This window comes from Candidatus Pantoea gossypiicola (assembly GCF_008632075.1).
Lineage (GTDB): Bacteria > Pseudomonadota > Gammaproteobacteria > Enterobacterales > Enterobacteriaceae > Pantoea > Pantoea gossypiicola.
In genome coordinates, this window is sequence record NZ_VWVM01000019.1 from 55,832 (window position 1) to 67,386 (window position 11,555).

The following is an 11,555-nucleotide window of genomic DNA, read 5'->3' on the forward strand; positions in this document are numbered from 1 at the left end:
CCTGTATGGATGAGCTGGCTGACAAGCCCGGACGGGGTGATTCTCAGCGATGAAGAAGCCTGATGCACAGGAGACATGGACAGAAGAGGAAAGCGTCCCGCGCCATGGACAAAAACGCCGGGAGCGTTTTTGAACAACGCAGAGCGTTGGCCCGGCAACGGGCGCACCTCAGGGATGAGGTGCGTAATCGCGCGGGCCGAGCGTGTCATGGATGACGGCTTTTGCGTCTTTCCGATCTGACCGTGTTTCCTGCGCTGGCTCGATATCACAGCTGACAGGTCCCGAGTTAATTCCCCTCCCTTCAAGCAGCCTTCTGCCGCTTTTTTTATTTAGTCCGCATCGTAGCCGAGATTCGGTGCCAGCCAGCGCTCCACCTCTGTGACCGACATGCCTTTACGTACCGCATAATCCTCCACCTGGTTACGCTGGATCTGCGCCACGGCGAAATAGCGGCTGTCAGGATGGCTGAAGTACCAGCCAGCGACGGCTGCGCCCGGCCACATGGCAAAGGATTCGGTGAGCGTCATGCCGATCTGTTCTTCCACCCCCAGCAGCGTCCAGATGACCGCTTTCTCAGTGTGATCCGGGCAGGCCGGATAGCCAGGTGCCGGACGTATCCCCTGATAATTTTCGCGAATCAGCTCTTCATTGCTCAGATTTTCGTTGGGCGCAAAGCCCCAGATCACCTTACGCACCCGCTCATGCAGGTATTCAGCAAAGGCTTCTGCCAGACGGTCCGCCAGCGCTTTCACCATGATCTTGTTGTAGTCATCGTGCTGACGATCGAACGCCTCCGCCAGTGCATCCTCCTCCAGTCCGCCTGTCACCGCGAACGCGCCAAGGTAATCCGCTTTTCCGGCGGTTTTTGGGGCGACGAAATCCGCCAGGCAGTAGTTGGCGAAGTCGGTTTTCTCGGTCTGCTGACGTAAGTGATGACTCACACACAAAACTTCATCGCGTCGCTCGTCACGGTAAATATGGATATCATCACCAACCCGGTTAGCCGGGAAAATACCGACCACGCCACGCGGCTTTAGCAGCGACGCCTCACTCAATCTGTCGAGCATCGCACTGGCATCGGCAAACAGACGCTGCGCCTCTTCACCCACCACCTCATCCTCCAGAATGCGGGGATATTTACCCGCCAGCGACCAGGTCATAAAGAACGGCGTCCAGTCGATGTAGTGCCGTAGCGTCGCAATGCTGGCCTCCACCTGACGGACACCAGGGCGATGCGGCACCGGCGGCGTGTAGCTCTCCCAGTCAATTGAGGTGGCGTTATCGCGCGCCGCCTGTAGCGAGACCGGCGGCGTGCGCGGCTTTTTACGTGCATGCTGGATGCGCACGGTTTCGTACTCTTTGCGCGTTCGGGCGATGAAATCGTCTTTCAGGGTGGCGGAGAGCAGCGACGACACCACGCCAACGGTGCGAGAGGCGTTCTGCACGTAGACCGTCGGGCCGCTGTAGTGCTGTTCAATTTTGACGGCAGTATGCGCCTTCGAGGTGGTCGCGCCGCCAATCAGCAACGGCAAGGTAAAGCCCTGCCGCTCCATCTCTTTCGCCATATTGACCATCTCATCCAGCGACGGCGTAATCAGGCCAGACAGGCCGATGATGTCTGCCTTCACTTCACGCGCTGTTTTGAGGATTTTCTCGCCCGGCACCATCACGCCAAGGTCGATAATTTCGTAGTTATTACACTGCAGCACCACGCCGACAATGTTTTTGCCGATGTCATGCACGTCGCCTTTGACGGTAGCCAGCACGATTTTACCGTTACTGCGCCCCGCCTCTTTGCTGGCTTCGATAAACGGCTCCAGATACGCCACCGCCTGCTTCATCACGCGCGCCGATTTCACCACCTGCGGCAGGAACATTTTGCCTTCGCCGAACAGGTTGCCAACCACGTTCATGCCGGACATCAGCGGCCCCTCAATCACCTCTATCGGGCGTGGCACCTGCTGGCGCGCCTCTTCGGTATCCTGCTCGATGAACTCCGTGATGCCTTTGACCAGCGAATATTCCAGCCGCTTCACCACATCCCAGCTGCGCCACTCGGCGAGCTGCTTGTCCTGCGCACCGTCGCTTTTACCGCCACGGTATTTTTCCGCCAGCGCCAGCAGCCGCTCGGTGCTATCCTCCCGGCGGTTAAGAATCACATCCTCTACCGCCTCGCGCAGTTCTGCAGGCAGATCGTCATAGATAGCCAGCTGGCCTGCGTTGACGATGCCCATATCCATGCCATTTCGGATGGCGTAGTAGAGGAACACCGCATGTATCGCTTCACGCACCGTGTCGTTGCCACGGAATGAAAACGACACGTTAGAGACGCCACCGGAGATCAGCGCATGGGGTAATTCACGCTTGATGTCTTCACAGGCACCGATGAAATCCATCGCGTAGTTGTTATGCTCGTCGATGCCGGTGGCAACCGCAAAGATGTTGGGATCGAAAATGATATCTTCCGGCGGGAAGCCGACCTGTTCGGTCAGAATTCGGTAAGCGCGGCGACAGATTTCGATTTTACGGGCGCGGGTATCTGCCTGGCCCACTTCGTCAAACGCCATGACCACCATCGCCGCACCGTAACGCCGGACCTGGCGCGCATGGTGGATAAAGGCCGCTTCACCTTCTTTCATCGAAATCGAATTCACAATCCCTTTGCCCTGAATGCACTGCAGCCCTTTCTCAATCACTGCCCATTTTGATGAGTCGATCATGATCGGCACGCGGGCAATATCGGGTTCGCCCGCAATCAGATTCAGAAAGCGCACCATCGCCGCTTCAGCGTCGAGCATCCCTTCATCCATGTTGATGTCGATGATCTGCGCGCCACTCTGCACCTGCTGCAACGCCACTTCCAGCGCGTCGTTGTACTTCTCTTCTTTAATCAGCCGCTTAAATTTTGCTGAGCCGGTGACGTTGGTGCGCTCACCGACGTTAACAAACAGTGACTCTGTGGTGATGTTCAGCGGCTCCAGGCCGGAGAGACGACAGGCCACCGGAATTACCGGCAACCTGCGCGGCGCGACGCCGTCAACCGCTGCGACCATGGCCGCAATATGTTGCGGGGTGGTGCCACAGCAGCCGCCAATAATATTGAGGAAGCCCGAGGTGGCCCATTCACCAATCTGCTCCGCCATCAGCTCTGCATCGAGATCGTATTCGCCAAAGGCATTGGGCAGACCGGCGTTGGGATGGGCAGTGACGTAGCCCTCGGCAATGCGCGACAGCTCCGCCACATACTGACGCAGCTCATCCGGTCCCAGCGCGCAGTTCAGGCCAAAAGAGAGCGGTTCGGCATGACGCAACGAGTTGTAAAAGGCTTCGGTGGTCTGGCCGGAGAGCGTCCGGCCTGAGGCGTCGGTGATGGTGCCGGAGATCATCAGCGGCAGTTTCACACCCAGCGCTTCCATCTCAGTCTGTACCGCATAAATGGCCGCTTTGGCATTCAGCGTATCGAACACCGTTTCAATCATGATGAGGTCAGCACCGCCCTCCACCAGCGCGCGGGTCGATTCGCGGTAGGCTTCCACCAGCTGATTGAAGGTAACGTTTCGGTAGGCGGGATCGTTGACGTCGGGTGAGATCGAGCAGGTGCGGTTAGTCGGGCCAAGCACACCTGCGACGTAGCGCGGACGATCCGGCGTTTTCGCCGTCCACGCATCGGCGCAGGCGCGCGCCAGCCGGGCCGCTTCGAAGTTGATCTCCGCCGATAAACTTTCCATCTGGTAATCCGCCATCGCAATCGACGTCGCGTTGAAGGTGTTGGTTTCCAGGATATCCGCACCGGCAGCCAGATAAGCATCGTGGATCTCGCGGATCACCGACGGTTTACTCAGCACCAGCAGATCGTTGTTGCCTTTGAGATCGCAGGGCCAGTCCGCGAAACGGCTGCTGCGATAATCCTCTTCCTTCAGCCGGTAGCTCTGGATCATAGTGCCCATGCCGCCATCCAACACCATAATGCGTCGTGCGAGCTGCTGATGTAGCGCGTCGATTTTATTGCTCACTGTTGCCCCATTCACGTCAGTCTGCTGGCGGAAAACCCTGTTTTTCATTCTGGCACAAGCCTGTCTGGCGACAAAGTAACCTCTTCTGAGTCAGGTTCAGATAATGGCTGCACAGGTCTGACCAGAAAACCAGCGTTTGCAAACCGCGTAATTAAAACGAAAATGATTTCCACAATGTAAAAGGAGAAACAACGATGGCAACGCCTGTTCCCGTTAAGCGCGGTAAGAAACCCCGCGGCACCCCTGTCGCCGCAACCGCGGGTGGTCAGGTCCAGTCGCTGACGCGCGGCCTGACGCTGCTGGAGCTGATTGCTGACTCACATGGCAGCGTGGCGCTGACCGAGCTGGCGCAGCAGGCGGGTTTGCCTAACTCCACCACGCATCGCCTGCTCAGCACCATGCAGCAGCAGGGCTTTGTCCGTCAGGTGGGCGATCTCGGGCTGTGGACAATCGGCGCACACGCCTTTGTGGTCGGCAGCAGTTTCCTGCAAAGCCGCAATCTGCTGGCGCTGGTCCACCCGGTGCTGCGTCGCCTGATGGAGCAGTCCGGTGAGACGGTAAATCTGGCGGTGCTGGATCTCAGTGACCACCAGGCGGTGATCATTGATCAGGTGCAGTGTACCCAGCTGATGCGGATGTCCGCGCCGATAGGCGGCAAGCTACCGATGCATGCGTCAGGTGCAGGCAAAGCGTTTCTGGCGCATCTGGGTGATGAACAGGTCACCGCCCTGCTGCATCAGAAAGGATTGCACTACTACACGCCGAAAACCCTGATGTCACCGCAGAGCCTGAAAGAGAATCTGGCGCAGGTACGCAAAGCGGGCTTTTCGCTGGATGATGAAGAGCATGCACTCGGACTGCGCTGTGTCGCCGCCCCCATTTATGATGAACATGGCGAGGCGTTTGCCGCGCTCTCGATTTCCGGCCCCATCGCCCGCATGACAGACGATCGCATTACAGAATTAGGTGCGCTGGTCATCCGCGAAGCGCGTCAGGTTACGCTGGCGTACAGCGGTCGTTAACGGTTTCTGCGGCGTAGCAGACACTAAAACGCTGCGTCTGCCGCCAGGCGATCACCTCTTCCACATGGCCATGAGCGAGGCGCTGCTGCTGCGCCCGCCACCAGCGGGCGTCGAATATCTCCGGATGGAGTTGCAGCAGCAAGGCCCCGGTCACGGCTTCACTGCATAGCGCATAGCGGAAGGTTTCCGGAAAGACATCATCCGGCCCAACGCTGTACCACGGCTCAGCGCTGAGTTCATCTTCCTCATAGCGTGCCGCGGGCACCTCCCGGAAGTTCAGCTCCTGCATCGGGCGGATCTCATCATAGTCGTAGAAAATCACGCGCCCATGACGGGTTATGCCGAAGTTTTTAAACAGCATGTCACCAGGAAAGATGTTGGCGGCTGCGAGCTGTTTAATCGCGTGGCCATACTCTTCAATAGCGTGTCGTCGCTCAGCGTCGCTGGCCTGCGCCAGGTAGAGGTTAAGCGGCTGCATGCGACGCTCCAGCCACAGATGACGAATGATCAGGCGATCATCTTCGATATGCAGCTTTTCTGCCACGCAGGCGTGGAGTTCCGTCAGCAGTGCCGGTGAGATGCGCGACAGTGGCAGCGCAAACTGCTCGAACGCCTGCGTATCTGCCATGCGCCCTACGCGATCGTGCTCTTTGACCTGCTGATAACAGGCGCGGACCTGCGCTTCCGTTACCTCTTTTTGCGGTGCGAAGCGATCCTTTATCACCTTGAACACCCAGTCAAAGCCCGGCAGCGTGAAGACCAGCATCACCATGCCCCGCACGCCAGGCGCGATCTCAAAAGCGGTGTCACTCTCTGCCAGCGCCTGAAGATATTCACGATAGCTTTCAGTTTTACCGTGCTTCTGGCAGCCAATCGCTATATAGCGCTCCGCCAGGGTTTTGCCGGGCAGAATTGGTTGCAGCCAGGCCACCAGCGCCGCAGGCACCGGGGCATAAATCATGAAATAGGCACGGGCAAAACCAAAGACAATGCTGGCGTCATTCACATCGGTCAGGCAGGTGTCGATCCACAGCTCGCCAGTTTCAGTGCGCTGGATCGGCAGCAGACAGGGAAAAATGCCCTCCGGCAGATGCAGGCGCGCCACCAGCCAGGCGGTTTTGTTGCGATAGAAAAGTTCACTGTTAACCTCAAGCCAGCCCTGATCCAGCCGGGGGAAATGCGACTGCAGGTGGCGGACAATCCAGCCGACATCGCGCGCGCGATGCTGCCACGGCAGCGTCAGCGGTAAATCTCCCAGCACCTGATCCACTAATGCCCGCCACCCCCGCTCCGGCTGATAATGGCGTGACAACGGCCTCAAAGGTGTGACCGGTGCGGTCTGGGACTGGGAGCTGAAGATAAATAGCCGGTCCGGTTTCAGGTCAGTATGTCCATGCAACCGGCAGTAAACCGAGTTAAAGAAGCTTTCAGCGATCTCATGCCGTGGATAGCCAGGCAGCAGGCTTTGATAGTGATCCTTGACCCGCAGCCAGAAAATCTCATCCCAGCTGGCCGCGCCATTCAGCACCCGCAGCTGATCGGCGACCAGCCTGACATGATGATCATAGAGATGAATGCGGGCCTTCATGGCATGCTGCACTGCCTGCCATTCCGCCTGCTCAAACCGTTGCTGCGCCCCGGCGGTAATATCCAGAAAGCGGCCATACTGCGCATCAAAACCCTGCAAAATAGTGTGGGCGATCAGGGATTCACGTGGTGGCATAGTCAGCTCCGGTCAATGCCCGCCCGCGTGGTGCGGGCGGGGAATCCGTCAGAGAAAAAGCGTCAGAACTGGTGCTCTTCGGTCGAGCCGGTGAGCGCGGTGACAGAAGACTTACCGCCCTGAATGATGTTGGTCACCTGATCGAAATAACCGGTGCCCACTTCCTGCTGATGTGACGAGAAGCTGTAACCGCGATCGCGGGCGGCGAACTCAGGCTGCTGCACCTTTTCCACGTAGTGACGCATGCCTTCGCCCTGGGCATAGGCATGCGCCAGATCGAACATGTTGAACCACATGCTGTGGATGCCCGCCAGCGTGATGAACTGGAAGCGATAGCCCATGTCGCTGAGCGCCTGCTGGAACGTCGCGATGGTGCGATCGTCGAGGTTTTTCTTCCAGTTGAACGACGGTGAGCAGTTGTAAGCCAGCAGTTTGTCCGGGAAGCGCGCATGAATGGCGTCGGCAAAGCGCTGCGCCATCGCCAGATCCGGCGTCGAGGTTTCGCACCACAGGATGTCAGCATAAGGTGCATAAGCCAGCCCGCGGCTGATCGCCTGTTCAATACCGGCATGAGTGCGGAAGAAGCCTTCTGCCGTCCGGTCGCCACGGATAAAGGGACGATCGTATTCATCGCAATCTGAGGTAATCAGGTCCGCGGCATCGGCGTCAGTGCGGGCCAGCAGTATGGTTGGCACACCCATCACATCGGCAGCCAGCCGTGCCGCCACCAGTTTCTGAATCGCTTCCTGAGTCGGTACCAGCACTTTACCGCCCATGTGACCGCATTTTTTTACTGCCGCCAGCTGATCTTCGAAGTGGACCGCAGCCGCGCCCGCCTGAATCATCGCTTTCATAAGCTCATACGCATTGAGTACGCCGCCAAAACCGGCTTCCGCATCGGCAACAATCGGCAGGAAGAAATCGGTGTACCGGCTGTCACCCTTTTCGATACCGCTGGACCACTGAATCTGATCGGCACGCTGAAAGGTCTGATTAATGCGGGTCACGACTTCCGGCACAGAGTTCACCGGGTAGAGAGACTGATCGGGATACATCTGCCCTGCCACGTTGGCATCCGCAGCCACCTGCCAGCCAGAAAGGTAGATCGCTTCGATGCCCGCCTTAGCCTGCTGCAGTGCCTGGCCGCCGCTGAGCGCACCCAGACTGTTGATGTACCCTTTCTTCGCCTCCCCGTTCAGCAGCGCCCATAATTTTTCTGCACCGCGCTCTGCCAGCGTACAGGCGGGCAGAACAGAACCGCGCAGATTGACAACCTCTGCTGCGCTGTAAGGGCGGGTAATGCCCTGCCAGCGTGCGGTCTGCCAGAGTTGTTCCAGTTGATCTATCTGTTGAGTACGTGTCATGGCAATAGCTCCTCTGTTCAGGGGATCAGGCGGTAGCCTGGCAGGGTAAGAAAGGAAACCAGCTCGCGTTCGGTAGTGATCTGCGCCATCAGCTGTGCCGCGTCGTTATAGCGACCGGCACTAAAACGGGCTTCGCCCAGCGCGTTTTGCAGCAGATGCAGCTCTTCGCTCAGCCAGCGCAGAAACAGTTCGGCTGTGACCTGCTGGCCACTGTTCAGCATTTGCTGGTGACGAATCCATTGCCAGATTGAGGTACGCGCGATCTCAGCAGTCGCGGCATCCTCCATCAGTCCGTCAATCGGCACACAGCCGTTGCCGCTAATCCACGCTTCAAGATATTGCAGCGCAACGCGGATGTTGGCCCGCATTCCGGCTTCAGTGCGCTCGCCCATGCAGGGCGCGAGTAACTGCTCCGCCGTGATTGCGGCATCCTCTTCACGCATGACATGCAGCTGATTGGGTCGGTCGCCCAGCACGGCATTGAAGATCGCCATTGCGGTATCTGCCAGGCCCGGATGGGCAATCCAGGTGCCGTCATGCCCGTTGCCCGCCTCCCGCTGTTTATCTTCCGTCACGCGCTGCAGCACCCAGGCATTACGCGTCGGATCTTTAGCGGGGATCAGCGCTGACATCCCGCCCATTGCGAATGCTCCCCGGCGATGACAGGTTTTAATCAGCAGGCGCGAGTAAGCATCCAGAAACGGCTGAGACATGGTGACGGACTGGCGATCCGGCAGGACGCGATCCGGATGCTGTTTCAGGGTTTTGATGTAGCTGAAGATGTAATCCCAGCGGCCACAGTTGAGTCCAACGATGTGATCGCGCAGATTCCACAGGATCTCATCCATCTGAAACACGGCGGGTAAGGTTTCAATCAGCACTGTTGCTTTGATAGTGCCGCGCGGCAGATCGAACTGATCTTCGCTAAAGCTGAAGATCTCACGCCACCAGGCGATCTCTTGCCAGCTCTCGGTCTTAGGCAAATAGAAGTAAGGTCCGCTGCCCTTAGCCAGTAAAGGCCGGACGTTGTGGAAGAAATAAAGCGCGAAATCAAACAGCCCGCCCGGAATTGCCTCGCCCTGCCAGCTGACATGTTTTTCTGGCAGATGCAGGCCGCGGACCCGGCACATCAGTACCGCTGGGTTAGCGCCGAGCTGATAAATTTTGCCCGTGTCGCTGGTGTAACGCAGCGTGCCATGCACCGCCTCACGCAGGGTAAGCTGCCCGTCAATCAGCTTTGACCACTCCGGCGACAGCGAATCCTCAAAGTCGGCCATAAAAACTTTTACGTTTGCGTTCAGGGCATTAATAACCATTTTTCGCTCGGGTGGCCCCGTAATCTCGACCCGACGATCTTCTAAGTCTGCCGGAATGGGTTGAATACGCCATTCGCTGGATCTTATGGAAGCGGTTTCCATATCGAAGTCTGGCAGATAGCCCTGGTCATATTGCTGCTGACGCTGCTGGCGAGCTGATAACAGCACGTTGCGTTGTGGTGCAAAGCGTGCAACCAGCGCCTCCAGAAAAGAGACGGCCTCGGGGGTTAACAACTGCTGTTCGGCATGGTTAAAGGGCTGGCTGAAAGAGAGGGTATGGCTGATCACTGAGTCTGTCATGCTGGCTTTCTCCTGTATTCAAAGGATCGAATGCAGCGGATCCACGCGGTGTTTGTTTTGTGAGCGACAGGATCAGAGCATAAGCATTTATTTTTCTAAATCAAAAACTATTTCCATTTTTAGTATTAAATCATTATATCATGTTGTTTTATTTGAATTTAAATTTTTATTTACTAAAGGAACCACTTTCTTCTCTGTTTTACGCACGAAAAAAAACCGTGTTGCCATCGGCTAACACGGTTCAGTTGATTGTCGGGTGGGACTATTCCAGCGTCGGATTCATATGGCGCAGATCGAACGGCGTGATCTGGTAAACGTAGTAGTTGAGCCAGTTTGAGAACAGCAGATTGCCGTGACTGCGCCAGGTGGCGCGCGGTGGCAGTACCGGATTATCCTGCGGGAAGTAGTTATAAGGTATTTCCGGGCCTACTCCCGCTTCATAATCACGATGATATTCACCAGACAATGTCAGCGCGTCATACTCCGGATGCCCGGTAACAAACACCAGCCGTTTGTCTTTACTCGCCATCAGATAGGCACCGGTTTGTTCCGATTCAGCAAACAGCTCAAGATCGGTGTAATCCGTGATCAGTTGAGTAGGAAAATCAGCATAGCGTGAGTGTGGCGCAAGGAAATTATCATCAAAACCCCGGGTCAGTAACGCATGAGGATGCAGTATCTGATGCTCATAGACGCCGGAAAGTTTGTTATGCCGGGTTTGCTTGGGAATGCCATACAGAATATTAAGCGCAGCCTGCACTGCCCAGCAAACAAACAGGGTGGAGGTGACGTGCTCATTGGCCCAGTGCAGTACGCGCTGAATCTGGGGCCAGTAGGCGACATCATTAAAATCGACCAGTCCCAGTGGTGCACCTGTGACGATTAAGCCATCGTAGTTGTCGTGCTGGATATCTTCAAAATTGCAGTAGAAGTTGTTGAGGTGCTCAGTGGGCGTATTGCGTGACTCACGGCTGTCGATGCGAAGCAGCTGAATATCGATCTGTAAGGGCGAGTTGGAAAGCAGACGCAGAAACTGATTCTCCGTTTCGATCTTTTTCGGCATCAGATTCAGTATGAGAACTTTAAGTGGGCGGATCTCCTGAACACTGGCGCGCGACGATGTCATGACAAAGACATTTTCGTCACGCAAAAAATTCACTGCCGGTAATTCGTCGGGAACCCTGATTGGCATAACCTGCTCACCTCTTGCAACCATATAAACGTTTAGACATCTGGATGCCCAACATTATAGTGATCAGCAGAGATTGTCGAGGTTTCATGCAGAAAATGAAAATGTTTCAGCTTAAAGTGGCAAACAACAGACGTAAAAAAGCCCCGCACTTTCGTGCGGGGCTTCTTCACTTATATGATGCCTGGCAGTTCCCTACTCTCGCATGGGGAGGCCCCACACTACCATCGGCGCTACGGCGTTTCACTTCTGAGTTCGGCATGGGGTCAGGTGGGACCACCGCGCTAAAGCCGCCAGGCAAATTCTGTTCTCCGCGCCGCCGCTGATGGCCGCGCAGAATATCCGGTACAAAGCTGAAAATCTGTCTCTCAAAAACGCCTCTGGCGTTGTAAGGTTAAGCCTCACGGGTCATTAGTACCGGTTAGCTCAACGCATCGCTGCGCTTACACACCCGGCCTATCAACGTCGTCGTCTTCAACGTCCCTTCAGGACCCTCTGGGAGTCAGGGAGAACTCATCTCGGGGCAAGTTTCGTGCTTAGATGCTTTCAGCACTTATCTTTTCCGCACTTAGCTACCGGGCAGTGCCATTGGCATGACAACCCGAACACCAGTGGTGCGTTCACTCCG

The 11,555-nt window shown here is 56.6% G+C and carries 6 protein-coding genes and 2 rRNA genes; 1 reads left to right on the top strand and 7 read right to left on the bottom strand.

The window, feature by feature from the left end:
- Window positions 1-329: 329 nt before the first annotated feature.
- Window positions 330-3,965 carry a methionine synthase gene (gene metH, locus F3I20_RS19915; protein ID WP_444505517.1) on the bottom strand — a complete coding sequence of 1,212 codons (3,636 nt, stop codon included), beginning with the start codon at window positions 3,963-3,965 and terminating at the stop codon, window positions 330-332.
- 242 nt (window positions 3,966-4,207) lie between these two features.
- On the opposite strand from metH, the gene iclR reads away from it, so the two are divergent.
- Entirely contained in the window at window positions 4,208-5,035 is an 828-nt protein-coding gene (iclR, locus tag F3I20_RS19920; protein ID WP_150012077.1) for a glyoxylate bypass operon transcriptional repressor IclR, read from the top strand.
- On the opposite strand, the gene aceK is transcribed toward iclR, so the two are convergent.
- From aceK to F3I20_RS19950, 6 genes are all read right to left on the bottom strand, one after another.
- Window positions 5,010-6,758: a bifunctional isocitrate dehydrogenase kinase/phosphatase gene (aceK, locus tag F3I20_RS19925; protein WP_150012079.1), complete on the bottom strand. Its 1,749-nt coding sequence runs from the start codon at window positions 6,756-6,758 to the stop codon at window positions 5,010-5,012. The two genes, iclR and aceK, sit on opposite strands and share 26 nt — an antisense overlap.
- 62 nt (window positions 6,759-6,820) lie before the next feature.
- A complete protein-coding gene (gene aceA, locus F3I20_RS19930; RefSeq protein WP_150012081.1) occupies window positions 6,821-8,122 on the bottom strand; it encodes an isocitrate lyase in 1,302 nt (433 codons plus the stop codon).
- A 17-nt stretch (window positions 8,123-8,139) separates the two neighbouring features.
- Entirely contained in the window at window positions 8,140-9,738 is a 1,599-nt protein-coding gene (gene aceB / locus F3I20_RS19935) for a malate synthase A (protein ID WP_150012083.1), read from the bottom strand.
- 262 nt (window positions 9,739-10,000) lie between these two features.
- Window positions 10,001-10,930 carry a homoserine O-acetyltransferase MetA gene (gene metA, locus F3I20_RS19940; RefSeq protein WP_150012085.1) on the bottom strand — a complete coding sequence of 310 codons (930 nt, stop codon included), beginning with the start codon at window positions 10,928-10,930 and terminating at the stop codon, window positions 10,001-10,003.
- 179 nt (window positions 10,931-11,109) lie between these two features.
- Window positions 11,110-11,225 (bottom strand): 5S ribosomal RNA (gene rrf / locus F3I20_RS19945).
- A gap of 92 nt (window positions 11,226-11,317) precedes the next feature.
- A 23S ribosomal RNA gene (locus F3I20_RS19950) occupies window positions 11,318-11,555 on the bottom strand; the annotation flags it as partial.

Excerpts from the sequence above, each read along its gene's own strand:
- metH (WP_444505517.1), bottom strand. The coding sequence starts at position 3,965 with ATGGTGTTGGATGGCGGCATGGGCACTATGATCCAGAGCTACCGGCTG.
- iclR (WP_150012077.1), top strand. The coding sequence starts at position 4,208 with ATGGCAACGCCTGTTCCCGTTAAGCGCGGTAAGAAACCCCGCGGCACC.
- aceK (WP_150012079.1), bottom strand. The coding sequence starts at position 6,758 with ATGCCACCACGTGAATCCCTGATCGCCCACACTATTTTGCAGGGTTTT.
- aceA (WP_150012081.1), bottom strand. The coding sequence starts at position 8,122 with ATGACACGTACTCAACAGATAGATCAACTGGAACAACTCTGGCAGACC.
- aceB (WP_150012083.1), bottom strand. The coding sequence starts at position 9,738 with ATGACAGACTCAGTGATCAGCCATACCCTCTCTTTCAGCCAGCCCTTT.
- metA (WP_150012085.1), bottom strand. The coding sequence starts at position 10,930 with ATGCCAATCAGGGTTCCCGACGAATTACCGGCAGTGAATTTTTTGCGT.